Consider the following 20,658-nt stretch of genomic DNA (forward strand, 5'->3'; position numbering starts at 1 on the left):
GCGCCCGGGCCTCGGGGTTATTGCAGCAGGCTGCGCAGCATCCAGGCGGTCTTCTCGTGGAATTCCAGGCGCTGGGTCAGCAGGTCGGCGGTCGGCTCGTCGCTGGCGGCGTCGGCCACCTTGAGGATGTTGCGGGCGGTCTTGGCCACCGCCTCGTGCCCCACCACCAGCTGGCGCACCATTTCCAGCGCCTCGGGCACGTCGGCCGGTTCGCTGATCGTGGTGAGCTTGGCGAACTCGCGGTAGGTGCCCGGCGCGACGTGTCCCAGCGCGCGGATGCGCTCGGCCACGTCGTCGATGGAGTTCCACAGGTCGGTGTACTGGGTCATGAACATGGCATGCAGGGTGTTGAACATCGGCCCCGTCACGTTCCAGTGGAAGTTGTGCGTCATCAGGTAGAGCGTGTAGGTATCGGCCAGCAGCTTGGACAAGCCCCCGGCCACCGCGGCGCGGTCCTTGTCCGAGATGCCGATGTCGATGCGCAGCGCACCGGCGGCCGAACGGGCCGCGCCACCATTGCTTGCGGGTTTCTTGGCAGTTGCTTTCTTCACCATAGCTGACTCCTTGTCAAAGTCGAAACCGACGTCACAGGATACTAGATTGGGATGAATCGCGGCATGACAAGCGCCGTGGCCTCAGGCCGTCTGCGCGCTGGCCTCCAGCATGGTCACGCCGTTCAGCCGACAGTCGTGGATCGCGGCGATCAGGGTGTCGATGGCGGCCGTGCGCGGGAAGCTCTTGCGCCATGCCAGCACCACGCGCCGGTCGGGCACCGGTGCCTCGAAGGGAATGTAGCGCAGCAGGTCGCGGTCGTCGGGCTGGGCCGGGATCGACGACATCGGCAGCACCGTGATGCCTATGCCCGAGGCCACCATGTGCCGGATGGTCTCCAGCGACGATCCCTCGAAGGTCCGCTGGATGCCTTCGGTGGTCGCCGAAAAGCGCGACAGCTCGGGACAGACCTCCAGCACCTGGTCGCGGAAGCAATGGCCCGTGCCCAGCAGCAGCATGGTTTCGCTCTTGAGTTCCTCGGCCTTGACGTGGCTGCGGCTGGCCAGGGGATGCCCCTTGGGCACGGCCACCACGAAGGGCTCGTCGTACAGCGGCTGGATGGTCAGCCCGGCGTCGGGCAGCGGCAGGGCCATGATGGCGCAATCGATCTCGCCCTGGCGCAGCAGCTCCAGCAGCCGCGTGGTGAAATATTCCTGCAGCAGCAGCGGCATCTGCGGCGCGCTCTCGATCAGGCGCGGCACCAGTTGCGGCAGCAGATAGGGGCCGATGGTGTAGATCACGCCCACCCGCAGCGCGCCGGACAAGGGATCATGCCCCTGCTTGGCGATCTCCTTCAGGTTGGCGCTTTCCTCCAGCACCTTCTGGGCCTGGGCCACGATGCGCTCGCCGATGGGGGTCACGCCCACCTCGGTGCCGCCCCGCTCGAACAGCGTCACGCCCAGCTCGTCCTCCAGCTTGCGGATGGCCACCGAAAGCGTGGGCTGGCTGACGAAACAGGCTTCGGCGGCACGGCCGAAGTGCCGCTCCCGCGCCACCGCCACGATGTACTTCAGTTCTGTCAGGGTCATCTCTCGCCTCTTTTCAAGCCTTGAGGAAATCTTCCCGCCCGCGCATCCATCGCGCCAGGTGGGCGGACACCACGTCCTGCGCGTGCGCCTGCAATTGGGCGGCGGCATCGTGCGCCTGCTCGGCGATCTCCAGGTCGGCGTCCAGGTCGGCGAACCGCATCAGCGCCAGGCCCGATTGCCGCACGCCCAGGAACTCGCCCGGCCCGCGCAGCTCGAGGTCGCGCCGCGCGATCTCGAAGCCGTCGGTGGTTTCGTGCATGGTGCGCAGCCGCGCCTTGGCGACCTGCGACAGCGGCGCCTGGTACAGCAGCACGCACACCGATTCGGCCGCGCCCCGCCCTACCCGGCCGCGCAACTGGTGCAACTGCGCCAGGCCGAAGCGTTCGGCGTGCTCGATCACCATGAGCGAGGCATTGGGCACGTCGACGCCGACCTCGATCACGGTGGTGGCCACCAGCAGGTCGAGATCGCCGTCCTTGAAGGCCTGCATGACCGCCGCCTTCTCGGAGGTCGGCAGCCGGCCGTGCACCAGTCCCACGCGCAGTTCCGGCAGCGCCTGCCGCAGCGTCTCGAAGGTATCGACGGCGGTCTGCAACTCCAGCGTCTCGCTTTCCTCGACCAGCGGACACACCCAGTACACCTGGCGGCCCGTGCGGGCGGCCTCGTGGATGCGCGCCACCACCTCGTCGCGGCGCGTATCCGACAGCAGCTTGGTGATGACCGGCACGCGGCCCGGCGGCAGTTCGTCGATGACCGAGACGTCCAGGTCGGCGAAGAAGGTCATCGCCAGCGTGCGGGGGATGGGCGTGGCCGACATCATCAACTGGTGGGGGAATACCTCGTCCTCGCCGCCCTTGTTGCGCAGGGCCAGCCGCTGGCCCACGCCGAAGCGGTGCTGCTCGTCGACGATGGACAGGCCCAGCCGCGCGAACTGCACGTGCTGCTGGATCAGGGCCTGCGTGCCCACCGCCAGCGGCGCCTCGCCGCTTTCTATCAGCGCGGCCGCCTCGCGCCGGCCCTTGGGCGTCAGGCTGCCGGTCAGCCAGGCCACCTTCACACCTAACGGCTCGAGCCAGCCCACCAGCTTGCGGAAATGCTGTTCGGCCAGGATCTCGGTGGGCGCCATCAGCGCCGCCTGATAGCCGTTGTCGATGGCCTGCGCGGCGGCCAGCGCCGCCACCACCGTCTTGCCGCTGCCCACGTCGCCCTGCAGCAGCCGCTGCATGGGGTGCGGCCGGGTCAGGTCGGCGGCGATCTCGTTCCGCACCCGCTGCTGGGCGCCGGTCAGCTCGAACGGCAGCGCGCGCAGCAGCCGCGCCACCAGTCCGTCCGCCGCGGTCGAGCGCGCCAGCGGCGGGGCCCGCTTGTCCAGCCGGGCGGCGCGCGCCCGCGCCAGCGACAACTGCTGGGCCAGCAGTTCGTCGAACTTGATGCGCAGCCAGGCCGGATGCGCGCGATCGACCAGGGGCTGCGTGGCCACGTCGGGCGGCGGCGCGTGCAGCAGCCGCACGGCCTGGCCGAAAGGCATCAGGCCATAGCGCTGCAGCAGCGCCTCCGGCAGCGTGTCGCGCAGGTCCGCCTGCGCCAGCGCCGCGGCGATGGCCTTGCGCAGCGTGGCCTGGGGCAGCCCCTCGGTGGTGGGATAAACCGGCGTCAGGCGGTCGGGCAAGGGCGTGTCGCCGTCGGCGACCGTGGTACGCGGATGCACCATCTCCATGCCGAAGAAACCGCCGCGCGCCTCGCCCCGCGCGCGGATGCGGCGCCCCACCGCCAGTTGCTTCTGCTGGCTGGGGTAGAAATTCAGGTAGCGCAGCGCGAGTTCGCCGGTGTCGTCCTCGATCGCGGCCACCAGTTGGCGCCGCGGACGATAAGTGACCTCGCAGCGCGTGACCACGCCCTCGACCTGCGCCCACATGCCCGGCAGCAGCCGCTTGATCGGCGTCAGCTGCGTCTCGTCCTCGTAGCGGATGGGCAGGTGCAGGACGAAGTCGTCCGCGACGCGCAGCCCGAGCTTGCGCATCTTGCGCTGCTGCGGCGTCAGCTCGGCCTCGTCCTGGGCGGCGGTGCGCGCGCTCATGGCTGGACCCGGATCAGATGACCAGGATCGCCTCGACCTCGAACTCGGCGCCCTTGGGCAAGGCAGCCACGCCCACCGTGGAGCGGGCGGGGAAAGGCTGGGGGATCAATTGCGCCATGATGTCGTTGGCCGTGCCGAACTTGGACAGATCGGTCAGGAACAGCGTCAGCTTGACGACCTGGTCCAGCGTGCCGCCCGCCTGGCGCACCACCGCTTCCATGTTGGCGAAGGCCTGGCGCACCTGGGCCTCGAAACTGCCCGTCTCCAGTTGGCCGGTGGCGGGAATCAGCCCGATCTGGCCCGACAGATAGACGGTCTTGCCGGAAGCGGGTACGGCCACGGCCTGGGAATACGGGCCGACGGCCGCCGGCGCGGCATCGGTGTGGATGATCTGCTTGCTCATGCTTGCCTCGAGGAATGGGGAATCCGCGCCCATGGGCGCCTATGCATAAAGCTATCAGAAATTCGTTTGTCATAGTGCCTGCCCCGCCCCAGGGTAACAATTTCCCTGTTGCTAGAATGGCCTTCAAAGCGCGATTTCCTCCAAAAGCGTACGCTGCGCGCCGCGCGATCAAGAAGCCACCCGACACCAGGCAGCAGGAATCCCTTCGTATGAAAGCAACCTCATGGCGCGAGCGTCTGCTGGGCAAGGCCCGGGACCCGCTGTCCCCGGACACCCGGCATTCCCTCGCGCTGGCGGCCTTCCTGGCCTGGGTGGGACTGGGCGCGGACGGCCTGTCTTCCTCGTCCTACGGCCCCGAGGAAGCTTTCCGCGCGCTGGGCTCCCATACCCACCTCGCCCTCTTCCTGGCCATCGCCACCGCCATCACGGTGTTCGTCGTCGCGCTTGCCTACAACCAGGTCATCGAGCTGTTCCCCACCGGCGGCGGCGGCTACCGGGTCTCGACCGCGCTCCTGGGTCCCACGGCCGGGCTGGTGTCCGGGTCGGCGCTGATCGTGGACTACGTGTTGACCATCGCCATCTCCGTGGCCAGCGGCACCGACGCGCTGTTCTCGCTGCTGCCGGCAAGCTGGCAGACGTTCAAGCTGTGGACCGCCTGTGTGATGGTGCTCCTGCTGATATGGCTGAACCTGCGCGGCGCCAAGGAAAGCATCAAGGTCCTCTTGCCCATCTTCGCCGGCTTCGTGGTCACGCATGCCATCCTGATCGCCTGGGGCATCTTCGCCCACGCCGAGGGCCTGCCGCTGCTGATTCCGGACACCATCCGGGAAGTGCGCGAGTTCTCACAGGAGGCCGGCTGGTTCTTCGTGCTGGCGGTGTTCCTGAAGGCCTATTCGCTGGGCGGCGGCACCTATACCGGGATCGAGGCGGTCTCCAACAACGTCGATCGCCTGGCCGAGCCGGTGGTCCATACCGGCAAGGCGACCATGCTGCTGATGGCCACCAGCCTGGCCTTCACCGCCGGCGGCATCATACTGCTGTACCTGCTGTGGAACGCGGCGCCGGTGGAGGGCCAGACGCTGAACGCCGTGGTGTTCGGCAACGTGCTCGGTGAAATGGGCTTCGGCGGCGGCAACCTGGTCGTGGCGCTGACCGTGGTGCTGGCCTTCGAGGCGGGCCTGTTGTTCGTAGCCGCCAACACCGGCTTCCTGGGCGGCCCCTCGGTGCTGTCCAACATGGCTTCCGACTCCTGGATGCCGCACCGCTTCCGCTACCTGTCGAACCGGCTCGTTACCGAGAACGGCATCCTGCTGATGGGCATCTCCGCCTTCGCCATCCTGCTGCTGACGGGCGGCAAGGTATCCGTCCTGGTGGTGCTGTATTCGATCAACGTGTTCCTGACCTTCACGCTGTCGCTGGCGGGCCTGTCGCTCTTCTGGATACGCAACCGCCACAAGCCCCTGCACAAGAAGCACTGGCGGCAGCGCCTGGCCCTGTCGCTGGTGGCCGTCACCATCACCAGTTCCATCCTGGTCGTCACCATCGTCGAGAAATTCTTCGAAGGCGGCTGGGCCACGCTGCTCATCACCAGCGTGCTGATCCTCATCTGCCTGGGGATACGGTCGCACTACCGGGAAACGCGGCGCCGCATCGCCGCGATCGACGACATCTTCGCCGACCAGGCCTTCGGCTCGGACTGCTCGCCGCCCGCGCTCGACCCCTACGCCCCCACGGCCGCCTTCCTGGTCGGCTCCAGCCGCGGCGGCGGCCTGCACGCGCTGCTGTGGGTGCAGCGCATGTTCCCCGATCACTTCAAGAACTTCATCTTCATCAACGCACGGACCGTGGACGCGCAGGTCTACGGCGGCCCGGAAGCGATGGAGGCGATGAAGCTCCAGGCGACGACCTCGCTGAAATTCTTCGAGCGTTTCTGCAACAGCTACGGCATGGCCGCGACCAGCCGCCTCCGCTTCGGCACCGACGCCGTGCGGACCCTGGAAAAGGAAATCACCGAAGTCCTGCAGGAATATCCCAACACCATCGTCTTCGCCAGCAAGCTGGTGTTCAAGCGCGAGAATTTCGTCACCCGCCTGCTGCACAACCAGGCGATCAACTCGCTGCAACGGCGCATGCACGTCAACGGCCAGCAACTGATGGTGCTGCCCATGCTGATCGACTAGCGCCCGGGCGCGCCGGAGCGCGGTATCCTTAGGAGAACACTCCGGGAACCGCGCTCTCCATGCTTCGCTTCGAACACCTCATCCAGATCAACGACCCGCTCGTCCCCCTGCTGACGCCGCTCACCCGCGAGCAGATCTGGCGCGGGCTGTTCATCCGGGCCCACGAGCCCACGGAATTCGTCATGGGGCTGGAAAGCTGCACCATCGAGGCGGAAGCGGTCGGGCAGGAGCACACCGTGCTCAAGCGCGTGCTCGACTTCGGACCGTTCCAGGTCCACGACGAGGTCACGCTGACGCCCATACGGCAGGTCAGGGTGCTGGCCACCGCCACCGAACTGTGGCCGCGCAGCGAAGCCACGGTCCGCATCGAGGAACCCGAGCCCGACGTGCTGTTCCTGCGCTTCATCTACGAACTGGACCTGCAGGAAGGCCACAGCGAGCTGGACGAAACCGTGGTGGCCCTGCGCAAGCAGGCCTACATCGCCGCCGACATGGACACGGTCCAGCGCATCCGGGAGCTGGCCGAGTCCGGCCGGCTCGTGCACTGATCCGGATTACTTCTCGACGAAGGCGCGCTCGACCACGTAGTCCCCGGCATGGCCGGTGTGCTCGGACGCCTTGAAGCCCAGGCCGTCCAGGATGGCGGTGACGTCGGCCAGCATGTGCGGGCTGCCGCACAGCATGGCGCGGTCATGCTCGGGATTGATGGGAGGCAGGCCGATGTCCGCCGCCAGCTTGCCGCTGGTCAGCAGATCGGTGATGCGGCCCTGGTTGCGGAACGGCTCGCGCGTGACCGTGGGATAGTAGATCAGCTTGTCGCGCACCATGTCGCCGAAATATTCGTTGCCCGGCAGTTCGCTGCCGATGTAGTCCGAATAGGCCAGTTCGCTGACCCAGCGCACGCCGTGCACCAGCACCACTTTCTCGAAGCGCTCGTAAACGTCGGGATCCTTGATGATGCTCATGAAGGGGGCCAGGCCCGTGCCCGTGCCGAACAGATACAGGTTCTTGCCGGGCAGCAGGTCGTCCACCACCAGGGTACCGACCGGCTTGCGGCTGACCAGGATGGAATCGCCTTCCTTCAGGTGCTGCAGGCGCGACGTGAGCGGACCGTTGGGCACCTTGATGCTCAGGAACTCGAGGTGTTCCTCGTAGTTGGCGCTGGCGATGCTGTAGGCGCGCATCAACGGCTTGCCCTCGACCTCCAGGCCGATCATGACGAAATGGCCGTTATGGAAACGCAGCGCGGGATCGCGCGTGGTCTTGAAGCTGAAAAGCGTCTCGTTCCAGTGATGAACGCTCGTGACGCGTTCGGTATTGAAAGCGGCCATGGCCTGTCGGATCCCATCTAGATAGTCGGGCCAGTTTACCAAACCATGACTGGCCGTCGGACGTAAACCTTAGATTTTATGCGGATTAGCGGGCAGTAAGGCGAAATTGACCGCATCTTATGAACATGGGTTTTAAGCATATTTCCGCCGGCCGGGGTAACCCGCTGTTTCCTTCCCATCATGGCCGCGACTGACCTGGATCAATCAAACTGTCCCGGATCTCCTGTGTAATGGTTCCATCCCCCTCACCTTCCGGAGGCCGAACGATGACTGCCATGATGAAAGCCGCCGTGTTCGTTGCGCCCGGGCGCATCGAGATCGCGGACAAGCCCATCCCCGGCGTGGGCCCGAACGACGCCCTGGTCCGCATCACCACCACGACCATCTGCGGGACCGACATCCACATCCTGAAAGGCGAATACCCCGTCGCGCCGGGCCTGACCGTGGGCCACGAGCCGGTGGGCGTGATCGAGAAACTCGGCAGCGCCGTGGCCGGCTACCGGGAAGGCCAGCGCGTCATCGCCGGCGCCATCTGCCCCAATTTCAATTCCTACGCCGCCCAGGACGGCGTGCCGTCGCAGGACGGCAGCTACCTGGTCCCGCAGGGCCTGTGCGGCTGCCACGGCTACAAGGCCACCGCCGGCTGGCGCTTCGGCAACCTCATCGACGGCACCCAGGCGGAATACGTGCTGGTGCCCGATGCCCAGGCCAACCTCGCCCCCATCCCGGACGGCCTGACCGACGAACAGGTGCTGATGTGCCCGGACATCATGTCCACCGGCTTCAAGGGCGCCGAGAACGCCAACATCCGCATCGGCGACGTCGTGGCAGTGTTCGCCCAGGGCCCCATCGGCCTGTGCGCCACCGCCGGCGCCCGGTTGTCGGGCGCGACGACCATCATCGCCATCGACGGGAACCCGCACCGGCTCGACATCGCCCGCAGGCTGGGGGCGGACGTCGCGCTGAATTTCCGCGAATGCGACGTGGTGGACGAGATCATGAAGCTGACCGGCGGCCGCGGCGTGGACGCCTCGATCGAGGCCCTGGGCACCCAGTCGACCTTCGCGTCCGCGCTGCGCGTGCTCAAGCCGGGCGGCACCCTGTCCAGCCTGGGCGTCTATGCCGAGGACCTGACCCTGCCGCTATCGGCCTTCGCCGCCGGACTGGGCGACCACAAGATCAATACCGCGCTGTGCCCCGGCGGCAAGGAACGGATGCGGCGGCTGATCAACGTGCTGGAATCCGGGCGCCTGGACCTGGGGCTGCTGGTGACCCACCAGTTCAAGCTGGACGACATCGTGGCGGCCTACGAGTTGTTCGCAAACCAGCGGGACAATGTGCTGAAGGTGGCGGTCAAGCCGCATTGAGGGATATGGCGCGAGGCGTGCCCCGCGCCTATCCGCGCAATGGAACGGGAACGGTTTTTCCAGGCTTGGCGTCGGGCCTGATATCGGCCAGCCCGGTACCCCAGGCGGCCAGCATGCCCTGCGCGACATCGCGAAAGCCCGGGTAGCGCGCGGCATGGTCGGTGATCATCGGCGCGATCCCGTGCACGGCTTGCGTGATCCGTTCGCGCGCTTCGTCCATGTCCGCCTTGCTCAGGCCCAGCCACGTGGCCCCGTAGATCGCCAGCATGCTGCCCGACGCCCACACGCGCTTGCCCTGCAAGGGCAGCGCAGGCAGGCTCGTCGCGAATCTCGGATAGACGGTGCTGCTCAGGACGTCGTAGACCGGCGCCAGCCGGACATCGTCGATATCGGTATAGACCAGTGCGAAATTCTTCAGATGCGCATCGGCATTGCGGATGGCGTAATTCAGCAATATCAACACATAGAGGCGACGCGCCGCATCCTTGAATGCCGCGCGCGGCACGTAGGCACGGGTGAGCCTGGCCAGATCCTCCAGCGTCCCCTTGTACTTGTTGACGGCGTCATTGGGCTTGAGCGCGCAGTAATCCTCGACCGCCAGCATCCGACCGTCCGCGGTACGGTCGAAGCGCCGTACCGCCAGCACCTGCCCGTCGGCGGACAGCCGTGCCTCGGGCACCTCGAGGCCGGCCGCACGAGCGACTTCCAGGCAAAGGAACTCGTTGATCGCGAGTCCCGGCAGATCCTCGAAACCCGTCTTCAGGATGAACTCGTCCGTCCAGACCGTCGCCCTGTCCTCGGGCCGCACGAGCGCCTTGGGCATGACGCCGGACACCCCTTCCGCCACCCCGCCTTCCAGCAGCCGCAACAGGTTTTCCCGCGAATTGGCCGACGCGAGCAATCCCGCCATGTCGGCCTTGCTGGAGGCCGCGGCAAGCGTGGCGCCTCGCGGCACCACCTGGACGCGTCCGATCGTGTTGGCGCCCGTCAGCGCAAGCAGACCGAAATCGCTGACGTCGGCATGCGGGCCCAGGCGGCGGATCATCAGATTCTTCTTGAACCCCTCGGGCAGATTCATCTGGAAGAAGGGATGCAGCGTCTTCCAGTCGTACGACGCCGCGCGCACCGGCATGAGCAGCGAAACGAAGCGATTCGGCGGCACGTCGGGCAGGTAGCCGAAGACATACCGGGCGGCTTCCTCGGCAAGCGTTCCCACCAGTTCGCCGCTCACATGGACATCGAGCGTCGCGCGGCTCATGGCTGGCGCTTCGTCGCTTTCGGACCGCGCGCGAAACGCTTGCGCACCCGCTGGCGCGTGGGGATATCGCCCGCCTCGGCAGGCTCGGCCAGGACGTCGTCGAGCGTGCGCTGATGCCCTGGCCGACGCGCGATCAACTCCAGCCCCACGGCATCGAAAAGGCTCAGCATCTTGACGGCGCCGATTTCGGGCAAGGCCCCCGTCTCGAACATGCTGATGCGGCCGCGCGCCACGCCGCTCATCTCGGCGACCTGCTGTTGAGTCAGATCGGCCGCCATCCGGGCACTACGGAAGGCTTCTCCCAGCTCGGCAAGGTTCATGTTCTATATCCGGAACATTATTGGCGAAATCATAGATAATGAATCGTATATAAAACACTACGCTGTCACAAGCCCATATCTCTTATTCGAGACATTAAAAGAAGAAACTCATTTAATGCATCATATTCATTACATTAAATCAGAGGCTCGCCCAAAACAAAAACGACGTCCGCATCGCAAGATGCAGTACGTCGTTTTTGAATGAAACCCTGGTGGAGCGGAGGAGGATCGAACTCCCGACCTTCGCATTGCGAACGCGACGCTCTCCCAGCTGAGCTACCGCCCCACGTGCAGACCGCAACTATACCGTATTTTTTTGATACGTGCGTGGCGCCTGGAACAGCAGGTCCGGACCGATCTCCGCCACGCGGCGGGCACCGCAAAGCTGCATGCCGCGCTGGAACTCTTCCCGCAGGATGTCCAGTGCCCGAACGGCGCCCGCCTCGCCTGCGGCGATCGCCCCCCACAGCGTGGCCCGCCCCACCAGCACGGCGTTGGCCCCCAGCGCCAGCGCCTTCAGGATGTCGCCGCCGCGCCGTACACCGCCATCCACCAGCACTTCCATGCGGCCGGCGGCGGCCTGCGCCACACCGGGCAGCGCGTCCAGCGTCGCCGCGGCGCCGTCCAGCTGCCGGCCGCCGTGGTTGGACACGACCACGGCGTCGCAGCCCAGGCGCGCCAGCCTGTCGGCGTCGTCCGGACGCAGCACGCCCTTCACGATCAGCTTGCGCGGCCACAGGTCGCGCAGGGCCTCCAGGCGCGCCCAGTCGAACGAGGGATCGTAGCTGCGGCCCACCGACGAGGCCAGGCGCGTGGCGTCGGCGCCGGGCGCTTCCAGGCCCTTCAGGCTTTCCATCACGGGCAGGCCGCGGCACAGCATGTCCAGCGCCCAGGCCGGCCGGCTGGCAAAGTCGCGCAGGTTGCGCGCGGTGTAGTGGAACGGGAAGGACAGGCCGTTGCGGAAGTCGCGCTCGCGCTTGCCGCCCACGGGCAGGTCGACGGTGATCATCAGGCCTTCGTAGTCCGCCGCCCGCGCACGGGCGATCAGCGACTCCAGCAGCGGCCGGTGGCGCAGGATGTAGGCCTGGAACCACAGGCGTCCCGGCGCGGCATCGGCGATCTGCTCGATCGAGGCGGTGGCCGAGGTCGACAGCGTATAGGGCACACCCGCCCGGGCGGCCGCGCGGGCGATGGCGATGTCGCCGCCGCGGCGGCCGAACCCCACCGCGCCGGTGGGCGCGACGGCCAGCGGCAGGCTGGACGGGGCGCCCAGTACCTGCGCGCCGGGGTCCACCGCCGATACGTCGACCAACGCGCGCGGTGCCAGCCGTACCCGGCGGAAGGCCGCGCAATTATCGGCCAGCGTCTGTTCGTCTTCGGCGCCGCCGTCGAAGAAATCGAAAATGGCGCGGGGCAGGCGGCGCCGCGATGCGCGGCGCAGGTCTTCGATGCTGTGGGCACGTGGCAGTCCGGTCATGGCCCCGCGCCTATTCCGCCGTGATGCCGGCGGCCTTGATCACCTCGGCCCAGCGCTTCTGGTCCTGGACCAGGAACTTGCCGAACGCCTCGGGCGTATCGCCGATGACCTCCGCCCCCAGTTCCTTCAGGCGCTTCCGCACGTCGGGCTGCCGCAGCGCCTCGACCATGGACTGGTTCAGCTTCAGCACCACCGGCTGCGGCGTGCCGGCCGGCGCCAGCAGTCCCACCCATGGCGCGGTGTCCTGGAAATCGGGGAAGCCGACGTCGGCCATCGTGGGCACGCCGGGAAACTCGGCGCCGGCCTGCGGCGTCCCCACCGCCAGCACTTTCAGGCGCTTCTCCTGGACGTTGGCGGCCACGCCTATGATGGGATAGAACATGAACGAGACGCGCCCCGCCATGACCTCGGTCAACGCCGGACCGTTGCCGCGGAACGGCACGTGGATCATGCGCGCCTTGGCCATGGTCGACAGCATCGCGCCCGCCAGGTGGGCCGACCCGCCGTTGCCCGCGGAACCATAGCTGATGGTGTCCGGCCTGGCGCGCGCCTGCTCGATCAACTGCTTCATGGACTGGATCGGCGACGAGTAGGCGGTGACCGCGACCATGGGCAGCGATGCCCCGTTGGAAATCGGCGTGAAGTCCTTCAGCGGGTCGTAGCCCGCCTTGGCACCTAACAGGAGCCAGTTGACGTTGTGCGACAGCGAGGCGAACAGCACGGTGTATCCGTCCGCCCCGGCCGCCGCCACCTCGCGCGTGGCGATCAGCGAATTGGCGCCCGCCTTGTTCTCCACCACCACGGGGTGCCCCAGCGAACGCGTCATTTCCTGCGCCAGCACCCGGGCGATCACGTCGGTGGGGCCGCCGGCCGCGAAGCCGACGATCATGCGTATGGGCCGGTCCGGATAGGCGCCGGCGGCCGATCCCGCGGCGGCGGCCAGCGTGGCGGCCAGCAACAGTGTCGATGTCTTTTTCATTGGGGTCTCCTCCTCGTGATCTCCAGCGTCATGCCGCCGCAGCGAAATACCGGTCGGCCATGACCTGGCAGCGTTTGATCAGGCGGGGCTCGTCCGGGCCATAGTCGGCCACGGCATTGTGGATGGTCCCCATGTTGTCCCACATCAATACGTCTTTCACCGCCCAGCGATGGCGATAGCGGAAGGCGGGCTGCAACTGGTGGGCGAACAGGAAGGCCAGGATCTCGTCGCTTTCGTGCTCGGGCAGCTCGTTGATGCGCACCGCGTACCCGGGGTTGGCATACAGCACCTTGCGCCCGGTGATGGGATGGGTCAGGAAGACGGGATGCGAGACCGGAGGCTTGGCGCGGCGCTGCGCCTCGGTCAGCGGCGGACGCTGGCTGCCTTTTTCCCGCCGCATCATTTCCCAGAACTTGTTGAAGTCGTGCAGCACGGTCATGCCGTCCAGCCGCTGCCGCAGGCCCTCGGGCAACGCGTCGTAGGCGGCGTGCATATTGCTGAATTCGGTGCAGCCCAGCGGTTCGCCGCCGCGCACGGGTATGCGGATGCCGTACAGGATGTTGGCGAAGGCGATCATCCTGCTGTAGGACATGTCGGTGTGCCAGTCCTGCCCGGCATCGGCCAGCCCCACGGGCTTGCCGTCCTCCACCATGTTGGACAGGATCATGACCTCGGGCATGCCCGGCTCCTGGTAGCTGTTGGCCACGTTGACCTCCAGCGTGCCGAAGCACGCGGCGAAGGACCGCAAGTGCGCGGGGGTCAGGTCCTGCCCGGGAAAACTCAACACGCCATGACGTCCCAGCAACTGCTCGACCTGCCGGAACTGCGCGTCGTCCAGCGGACGGGACAAGTCCAGGTTCTCGATCCGCGCGCCCAGGCTCTGGCCGCTTTCCACCACCTTGATCATTCCTTTCTCCATGAGTGCGATCGTCCGGAGCCGCTACCAGGCGGCCTCCAGCAACTGCCGCAATTCGTCCTCGCCGGCCACCCGGCGCGGATTCAATGCCAGCCCTCTTTCGCCCAGCGCGTGCCGCGCCACCTCGGGCAGCGTCTCGGCCGCCACGCCCAGGTCGCGCAGCCGCGATGGCGCGCCCACCGCTTGCCCCAAGTCCCGCAGGCTGCCCGCCACCGCTTCGGGCCGGGTCTCGCGTCCTGCGCTCAGCGCCGCGGCCGCCATGGCCAGTTCGGCGCCCGCGGCCGGCAGGTTGTAGTCCGCCACGAACGGCAGCATCACCGCGTTGGCCGCGCCGTGGGCAACGCCGCAGCGGCTGCCCAGCACATGGCACAGCGCGTGGTGCAGGCAGCTGCCCGCCGAGGCCAGCACCATGCCCCCCAGGTTGGCGGCCACCAGCAGCTCGCCGCGCGCTCCGGCGTCGCGAGGCCGCCTGGCCACGGCCGGCAGCGCCGCCGCGAAGCGCGCCAGGCCTTCCAGCGCCAGCGCCGTCGCGTAGGGCGACCGCTGGCGGGAATACAGGCCCTCCAGGCAATGCGCGAGACCGTTCAGGCCGGAGTCGAGCACGATCCGCGCCGGCACTTCCGCATTCAGGGCCGGGTCCACCAGCACCACGCGGCAGGCGCAGCGCTCGTCCCGGAACAAGAGCTTGCCGGGGCCATGCGCGATGCCGAACGAGGGCGTCATCTCCGCGCCCGAGGCGGTCAGCGGCACGGCCAGGATGGGCAGCTTCGCGCGGCGCAGCGCCGGCACCTGCACCGTATCCGGAGGCGTGAAGCGCGTGGCATGCCGCGCCAGTTCTCCTCCTTCGGCCGCCAGCAGCGCGGCGGCCTTGGCCGTGTCGATGACGCTGCCGCCGCCGAAGGCGACCAGGCAGTCGGCCTCGTGTTTCGCGATGTCGTGCGCCACGCGTTCGACGGTGTCGACCGAGGAATGCGGCGGCACGTCGACGCTTTGCGCGGCGCGGTCGCCCAGCGCATCAACCAGCCGGCCGTATTGCGGCATGGTTCGCGACCGGCGGCTGGCCAGCAGCAGCGGACGGCGCGCGCCCAAGCTCGCCAGCTCCGGCCCGGCCTCGTCCACCGCGCCCGGCCGGAACACCACGCGCGTCAGCAAGGAATGCGACTGGAAAGCTGCGGGAAACGCAAAGGGGCCTGGTGTCATGCTCGTGAACGATGGGCATCGGCGATGCGGTCGCAGTGTATCGACGCGACTCAGGTCGCGATAGAATCCAACCGGGAAATCATCGTTTCCAGAACGAAAACAGACTCATGCCCAATCGGGAGGCACGTTGGACAAGCTGCGCTGCATCGAGGTGTTCATCGAGGTCGCCCAGGGCCTGAGCTTTTCCGGCGCCGCCCAGCGGCTGGGCATGGCCAAGGGCAACGTCACCAAGCACATCGCCTGGCTCGAACGGGAACTGGGCGTGCAACTGCTCCAGCGCACCACCAAGAGCGTGAGCCTGACCGAGTCCGGCCTGGCGCTGCTGGAGAATGGCCGCGACCTGCTCGAGCACATGGAAGGCGTGGAGACCGCCGTGCGCCGCTCGGTCAAGGAACCCAAGGGCATGCTGCGCGTGGGTACGCCGCCTTCGTTCGGCGCCTTCCACCTGGTCCCGGTGATCACCGCGTTCTCGGCCGCGCACCCCGACATCCGCGTGGTGATGTACCTGGACGACGGCCGCACCGACCTGGTCGGCGAAGGGCTGGACATGTCGGTGCGCATCGCCTCGTCGCTCAAGGACACGAGCCAGGTCTCGCACCGGCTGGCCCGGGTGCCGCAGGTACTGGTGGCCGCGCCCGCCTACCTGGCCCGGCGCGGCCACCCGGCGTCGGTCGAGGACCTCGCGCGCCACGACTGCATGGTGCATGCGCTGAAGTCGCCCACCAACGCCTGGTCCTTCCAGGGACCCGGCGGCAAGGTGACGGTCAGGGTGGGCGGAACCATACGCGCCAACTTCGGCGAGCCCCTGCGGCATGCCGCCCTGCTCGGCCACGGCATCTCCATGCACCCCACCTACATGGTGTCCGAGGACCTGCGCCAGGGCCGGCTCGAAGCCGTGCTGACGGACTACCAGCCGACCGAACTGGAGATCCACGCGGTCTTTCCCAGCCGCCGCAACCTGCCGCTGCGCGTGCGCACCTTCCTGGATTTCCTGAAGGGCTGGTTCAGCCAGCCGCGCTGGGAAGACGTCGCCTCATAGTTTCCAAAACGGAAACACTGTTTTCTCCCGACGCCGCTGGTCCGCGCGCCGGGGCGCTGCCTATACTGCCGCCTCGCGCCCCCCCACCACCACCGCGCCCGCCACGAGGCGCGCCGCGCTCAGCCGCGGCCCAGAGGAGACCCACCATGCCGAAGTTGCCGCAAACACTGCTGGGCGGCCTGCTGCTGGCCGCGGCCCTGCCCGCCGCCAGCGCCTACCCCGAACGCGCCGTGCGTATCATCGTGCCGTTCGCGGCCGGCGCGACGCTGGACCTGATGACCCGCGCGGTGGCCGAGGAACTGGCCCACCAACTCGGCCAGCCGGTGGTGGTGGAAAACCGTGCCGGCGCCAGCGGCATCATCGGCGCCGACGCGGTGGCCAAAGCGCCGGCCGACGGCTACACCCTGATGATGGCGCCGTTCAGCGTGCTGGCCGTCAATGCCAGCCTGCACAAGAACCTGCCCTACGACAACCTGCGCGACCTCGCGCCCGTGGCCCTGGTCGCGGTGGCGCCGCACGTGCTGCTGGCCAGCGCCCAACTGCCCTACCGGACGCTGGGCGAACTGCTGGCCGCCGCCAAGGCGCGGCCCGGGCAAATCGCCTATGCCTCGGCCGGCGCGGGCAGCTCCGCGCACCTGGCGACCGAGGTCCTGCTGTACAAGGCGGGCGTGAAAATGGCGCACGTGCCCTACAAGGGAACGGCACCGGCGTACAACGACCTCATACCCGGCCGCGTGGCCGTGATGATAGACGGCGTGGGCGCGGCCCTGCCGCGCATCCAGTCCGGCCAGGTGCGCGCGCTGGGCGTGACCAGCCCCGAGCCGGTGGACGTGCTGCCCGGCGTGCCCACCCTGGCCCGGGCCGGCGTGCCGGGCTACGACGTCACGCCGTGGTACGGCATGGTGGCGCCGCGCGGCACGCCGGAGGCGGTCGTCGCCACGCTCAACGGCGCCGTCAACCGCGCCCTGGCCACTGAAGGCCTACGCCGCCGGTTCGCCGAAATGGGCCTGCAGCCCCGCGGCGGCAAATCCGCCGACTTCGGCGCCTACATGGCAAGCGAAACCGCCAAGTGGCGCGAGGTGGTACAAGAAGCGCACGTCAGCATCGAATGAAGGGCCGCATCAGCACACCCGCCATGAGTCATCGCCTGTTCTCCCCGCTGCCGCTGCGCGGCGTCACCCTGCCCAACCGCATCGGCGTCGCGCCCATGTGCCAGTATTCATGCGTGGACGGCCTGGCCAGCGCATGGCACATGGTGCACCTGGGCAGCCGCGCGGTGGGAGGCGCCGGCCTGGTGCTGCTGGAGGCGGCCGCGGTCACGGCCGACGGACGCATCAGCCCGGGCGACCTCGGCATCTGGAATGAGGCCCAGGCGCAGGCGCTGGCGCCCATCGTGCGCTTCATCGCCGAGCAGGGCGCGGTCCCGGGCATCCAGCTCGCGCACGCGGGCCGCAAGGGCTCGACCAGCCGCCCCTGGGAAGGCAAGGCCGGCATCCCGACGGAACGCGGCGGCTGGCCGGTCATGGCGCCCAGCGCCCTGCCCTTCGCCGACGGCTATCCGCTGCCGCGCGAGATGTCCGAGGCCGACATCGCCGGCGTCGTGGAGGCATTCGCCCACGCCGCCCGCCGCGCCGCCGCGATCGGTATGCGGGTGATCGAACTGCACATGGGCCACGGCTATCTCATGCACCAGTTCCTCTCGCCCCTGGCCAACCTGCGGCGCGACGCCTGCGGCGGCGACTTCGAAGGCCGCATCCGCGTGCCCTTGCGCGTCGCCGCCGCGGTCCGCGACAGCCTGCCGTCCGAGCTGCCCTTGTTCGTGCGGCTGTCCGCCACCGACTGGCTGGACGGCGGCTGGGACCTGCCCCAGTCCATCGCTCTCTCGCAGCGGCTCAAGGCGCTGGGCGTGGACCTGGTCGATTGCTCCAGCGGCTCCATCCGGCCCGGCTCGCAGGGCAGCGGCGAACCCGGCTTCCAGGTCCCCCTGGCTGCCGCGATACGGCGGGACGCGGGCATCGCCACGGCGGCGGTGGGCGGCATCACCGAGGCCCGTCAGGCCGAGGCCATCCTGCAACGCGGCGACGCCGACCTGATCCTGCTGGCACGCGCGCTGCTGCGCGATCCTTATTGGCCGCTGCGCGCCGCCACCGAACTCGAGGCCGCCGCGCCGGACTGGCCGGTGCAGTACCAGCGCGCAGTAACCCGCATGCGCGGCTAGCGCGCCCGCGCCGCCGGCGCGATTTGAGTTGCGCCCCGTCTTGCCCAACAATGCGGCATGGACAGACGGATCTCGAACCCCGGCGGCGGCATGCCGCGCACCACGCTCGGACTCGGCACGCGGGCCGCGAAGCTGGCGGCCTCGTCGCTGGCCGTGGCCTGGCTGGCCGGCTGCTCGCTGCCGCCGCTGGCCGACCGCTCCGTGTCGTCGGCCCTGGACCCGGACGCCTCGCGCCAGACCGCGCTCGGCCGCGTGATCGGGCCGCAGGCCGACGCTCATCCGGGCAGGACCGGCTTCCACCCGCTGGCCGACGCCCGCGACGCCTTCGCCGCGCGCATGCTGCTGGCCCATGCGGCCGAACGCACGCTGGACATCCAGTACTACATCTGGCGCGGCGACATGACGGGCACCATGATGCTGGAGGCGCTGCACGCCGCGGCCGACCGTGGTGTACGGGTGCGGCTGCTGCTGGACGACAACGGCATCGCCGGCCTGGACGAGACCCTGGCCGCGCTGGACGCCCACCCCAACATCGAGGTCCGGCTGTTCAACCCGTTCGCCATCCGGCGTCCCAAGATGGTGGGCTACCTGTTCGAGTTCTCGCGCCTGAACCGGCGCATGCACAACAAGTCGTTCACGGCCGACAATCAGGCGACCATCGTGGGCGGCCGCAACATCGGCGACGAATATTTCGGGGCCACCGACGGCGTGCTGTTCGCCGATCTCGACGTGCTGGCCGTGGGCGGTATCGTGAACGACGTCTCGGCCGACTTCGATCGTTACTGGGCCAGCGTCTCGGCCTACCCGGTCGACCAATTGCTGCCGGCCGTCCCGGCCGCCAGGCTGGACGAATTGGCCGCCGACTCCGCCTCGATCGAAGCCAATCCGTCCGCGGCCGCCTATGTCGGGGCCATGCGCGAGCAGCCCTTCGTGCGCGACCTGCTGGCGGGCACGCTGCCGCTGACCTGGGCCCCCGCGCGCATGGTCAGCGACGATCCAGCCAAGGCGCAAGGCCAGGCCGGGCCCGAAGGGCTGCTGGCCCACCAACTGGCCGCCATCATCGGCACGCCGGAAAAGGAACTGGACCTGGTGTCGCCCTACTTCGTGCCAGGCGCCCAGGGAACCGCCGCATTCGCGGCCATGGCGCGGCAGGGCGTGAAGCTGCGGGTACTGACCAATGCCCTCGAAGCCACCGACGTCCCCGTCGTGCATTCGGGCTATGCCCGGCGGCGCAAGGATCTGCTGGAAGCAGGCGTGCGCCTGTACGAAATGCGCAGCGCCTCGCACCACAGCGGCAAGCCCGAAGGCAAGCCGCTGTTCGGCAGCTCGGGCTCCAGCCTGCACGCCAAGACCTTCGGCGTGGACCGCACCCGGGCCTTCATCGGATCCTTCAATTTCGATCCGCGCTCGGCCAACCTGAACACGGAGCTGGGCTTCGTCATCGACAGCCCCGAACTGGCCCGCGGCATCTCGGAAGCGTTCGACACCACCGTCCCCGACAGCGCCTACGAGGTCCGCCTGGCTCCCGGGGGCAACCTGTACTGGCTGGAGCGCCGGGACGGCCGCACCATCCGGCACGACACCGAACCCGGCACCAGCCTGCTCAAGCGGCTGGCGATCCGGCTGATGTCGTGGCTGCCCATAGAACCCCTGCTGTGACGCGGGCCGGGCCGGCCGTCAATGCCCGGTGCCGTCGGAATTGCGGCTGGCCTCGAACAGGAACCACGTGCGCCGCTCGGTCTCGTCTATCCAGTTCTCGATCAGGCTGGCGGTGGCGATGTCGCGATGGGTGTCGCAGATGTCGTGGGCCTCGCGCAGGTGGCTGGCCAGGGTCTTGTTGTCCTCGCGCAGTTCGGCCAGCATGTCCAGCGGCTGGACGTAGTCCGCGTCGTTGTCCAGGATGCGCTGCAGCCTGGCGATATGGCCGATGGACTTGATGGTGGGTCCGCCTATCTTGCGCACGCGCTCGGCGATGACGTCGGTCATGGCGAAGATCTCGACTCCCTGCTCGTCCAGCAGCACGTGGTAGTCGCGGAAATGCGGACCGCTCATGTGCCAGTGGAAATTCTTGGTCTTCAGGTACAAGGCGAAAACGTCGGCCAGGATCCCGTTGAGCACGCCGCTGAGTTCCCGTGTCGCCTCCGCGCCGAGGTCGGTGGGGGTGGCCAGCGGGGCCGCGCGGCGCTTCTTCAACTTGCCTTGACGTTCGGTGTCCATTCGCTTCATGGCATGCTCCAAAGGAGAGGTGAGGCGGGCGGCGCGCAGGCGCAGGCTTGCGGTGGCCGTACCCGCCGTCCGATTATGGAAGGCGTG

The 20,658-nt window shown here is 68.2% G+C and carries 19 protein-coding genes and 1 tRNA gene; 7 read left to right on the forward strand and 13 right to left on the reverse strand.

The annotated features are described in order from the left end of the window. Positions 1 to 17: 17 nt before the first annotated feature. The 4 genes from WKR98_RS26535 to WKR98_RS26550 form a co-directional block, all read right to left on the reverse strand. Positions 18 to 554 carry a Dps family protein gene (locus WKR98_RS26535; protein ID WP_124688621.1) on the reverse strand — a complete coding sequence of 179 codons (537 nt, stop codon included), beginning with the start codon at positions 552 to 554 and terminating at the stop codon, positions 18 to 20. An 81-nt stretch (positions 555 to 635) separates the two neighbouring features. Next, the gene (locus WKR98_RS26540) at positions 636 to 1,580 is read right to left on the reverse strand and encodes a LysR substrate-binding domain-containing protein (RefSeq protein WP_124688620.1); all 945 of its coding nucleotides are present in this window, start codon (positions 1,578 to 1,580) and stop codon (positions 636 to 638) included. A 13-nt stretch (positions 1,581 to 1,593) separates the two neighbouring features. Continuing rightward, positions 1,594 to 3,657, reverse strand: a complete 2,064-nt coding sequence (recG, locus tag WKR98_RS26545) for an ATP-dependent DNA helicase RecG (protein WP_341435104.1) — start codon at positions 3,655 to 3,657, stop codon at positions 1,594 to 1,596. Positions 3,658 to 3,670: 13 nt separating this feature from the next. Then, positions 3,671 to 4,060, reverse strand: a complete 390-nt coding sequence (locus WKR98_RS26550; protein WP_124688618.1) for a Rid family detoxifying hydrolase — start codon at positions 4,058 to 4,060, stop codon at positions 3,671 to 3,673. Between the two features lie 209 nt (positions 4,061 to 4,269). On the opposite strand from WKR98_RS26550, the gene WKR98_RS26555 reads away from it, so the two are divergent. Together WKR98_RS26555 and WKR98_RS26560 are read left to right on the forward strand one after the other, a co-directional pair. After that, entirely contained in the window at positions 4,270 to 6,240 is a 1,971-nt protein-coding gene (locus tag WKR98_RS26555) for an APC family permease (protein WP_124688617.1), read from the forward strand. 59 nt (positions 6,241 to 6,299) lie between these two features. Then, a complete protein-coding gene (locus tag WKR98_RS26560) occupies positions 6,300 to 6,788 on the forward strand; it encodes an SRPBCC family protein (RefSeq protein ID WP_341435105.1) in 489 nt (162 codons plus the stop codon). 6 nt (positions 6,789 to 6,794) lie between these two features. Here WKR98_RS26560 and WKR98_RS26565 read toward each other — a convergent pair whose 3' ends face one another. Then, positions 6,795 to 7,571, reverse strand: coding sequence for a ferredoxin--NADP reductase (locus WKR98_RS26565; protein WP_124688615.1), 777 nt, complete (start codon positions 7,569 to 7,571; stop codon positions 6,795 to 6,797). Positions 7,572 to 7,837: 266 nt separating this feature from the next. Between WKR98_RS26565 and WKR98_RS26570 the strand changes: the two genes are divergently transcribed. Continuing rightward, positions 7,838 to 8,938 carry an NAD(P)-dependent alcohol dehydrogenase gene (locus tag WKR98_RS26570; protein ID WP_124688614.1) on the forward strand — a complete coding sequence of 367 codons (1,101 nt, stop codon included), beginning with the start codon at positions 7,838 to 7,840 and terminating at the stop codon, positions 8,936 to 8,938. A gap of 28 nt (positions 8,939 to 8,966) precedes the next feature. Here WKR98_RS26570 and WKR98_RS26575 read toward each other — a convergent pair whose 3' ends face one another. The 7 genes from WKR98_RS26575 to WKR98_RS26605 all read right to left on the reverse strand — a co-directional run bounded on the left by WKR98_RS26575 (position 8,967) and on the right by WKR98_RS26605 (position 15,040). Then, entirely contained in the window at positions 8,967 to 10,196 is a 1,230-nt protein-coding gene (locus WKR98_RS26575; RefSeq protein ID WP_341435106.1) for a type II toxin-antitoxin system HipA family toxin, read from the reverse strand. Further along, positions 10,193 to 10,516 carry a helix-turn-helix domain-containing protein gene (locus tag WKR98_RS26580; RefSeq protein ID WP_341435107.1) on the reverse strand — a complete coding sequence of 108 codons (324 nt, stop codon included), beginning with the start codon at positions 10,514 to 10,516 and terminating at the stop codon, positions 10,193 to 10,195. Before WKR98_RS26580 ends, WKR98_RS26575 begins: the two co-directional genes overlap by 4 nt. 210 nt (positions 10,517 to 10,726) lie before the next feature. Beyond that, a tRNA-Ala gene (locus tag WKR98_RS26585) sits at positions 10,727 to 10,802 on the reverse strand. A gap of 15 nt (positions 10,803 to 10,817) precedes the next feature. Then, positions 10,818 to 11,993 (reverse strand): alpha-hydroxy acid oxidase, encoded by a 1,176-nt coding sequence (locus tag WKR98_RS26590; RefSeq protein ID WP_341435108.1) that lies wholly within the window; start codon positions 11,991 to 11,993, stop codon positions 10,818 to 10,820. Positions 11,994 to 12,003: 10 nt separating this feature from the next. Beyond that, entirely contained in the window at positions 12,004 to 12,972 is a 969-nt protein-coding gene (locus tag WKR98_RS26595; RefSeq protein ID WP_341435109.1) for a tripartite tricarboxylate transporter substrate binding protein, read from the reverse strand. Positions 12,973 to 13,000: 28 nt separating this feature from the next. Next, a complete protein-coding gene (locus WKR98_RS26600; protein ID WP_341435110.1) occupies positions 13,001 to 13,891 on the reverse strand; it encodes a TauD/TfdA dioxygenase family protein in 891 nt (296 codons plus the stop codon). A 21-nt stretch (positions 13,892 to 13,912) separates the two neighbouring features. Then, positions 13,913 to 15,040, reverse strand: a complete 1,128-nt coding sequence (locus tag WKR98_RS26605) for an iron-containing alcohol dehydrogenase family protein (protein ID WP_341435111.1) — start codon at positions 15,038 to 15,040, stop codon at positions 13,913 to 13,915. Between the two features lie 175 nt (positions 15,041 to 15,215). Here WKR98_RS26605 and WKR98_RS26610 point away from each other — a divergent pair, with 175 nt between their 5' ends. From WKR98_RS26610 to WKR98_RS26625, 4 genes are all read left to right on the forward strand, one after another. Continuing rightward, positions 15,216 to 16,127 carry a LysR family transcriptional regulator gene (locus WKR98_RS26610; RefSeq protein ID WP_341435112.1) on the forward strand — a complete coding sequence of 304 codons (912 nt, stop codon included), beginning with the start codon at positions 15,216 to 15,218 and terminating at the stop codon, positions 16,125 to 16,127. Between the two features lie 146 nt (positions 16,128 to 16,273). Further along, complete coding sequence (locus WKR98_RS26615; protein ID WP_341435113.1) at positions 16,274 to 17,239, forward strand: tripartite tricarboxylate transporter substrate binding protein; 966 nt, start codon at positions 16,274 to 16,276, stop codon at positions 17,237 to 17,239. 23 nt (positions 17,240 to 17,262) lie between these two features. Further along, on the forward strand, positions 17,263 to 18,345 hold the full coding sequence (locus WKR98_RS26620) for an NADH:flavin oxidoreductase/NADH oxidase (protein ID WP_341435114.1): 1,083 nt from the start codon (positions 17,263 to 17,265) through the stop codon (positions 18,343 to 18,345). Positions 18,346 to 18,435: 90 nt separating this feature from the next. Next, positions 18,436 to 20,004, forward strand: coding sequence for a phospholipase D family protein (locus WKR98_RS26625; RefSeq protein ID WP_341435143.1), 1,569 nt, complete (start codon positions 18,436 to 18,438; stop codon positions 20,002 to 20,004). An 18-nt stretch (positions 20,005 to 20,022) separates the two neighbouring features. Here the strand turns inward: WKR98_RS26625 and WKR98_RS26630 are convergent, their stop codons facing one another. Further along, entirely contained in the window at positions 20,023 to 20,571 is a 549-nt protein-coding gene (locus WKR98_RS26630) for a Dps family protein (RefSeq protein ID WP_124688604.1), read from the reverse strand. Between the last annotated feature and the right edge of the window lie 87 nt (positions 20,572 to 20,658).

The sequence above is a fragment of the Pigmentiphaga sp. YJ18 genome (assembly GCF_038066655.1).
Taxonomy (GTDB): domain Bacteria; phylum Pseudomonadota; class Gammaproteobacteria; order Burkholderiales; family Burkholderiaceae_B; genus Pigmentiphaga.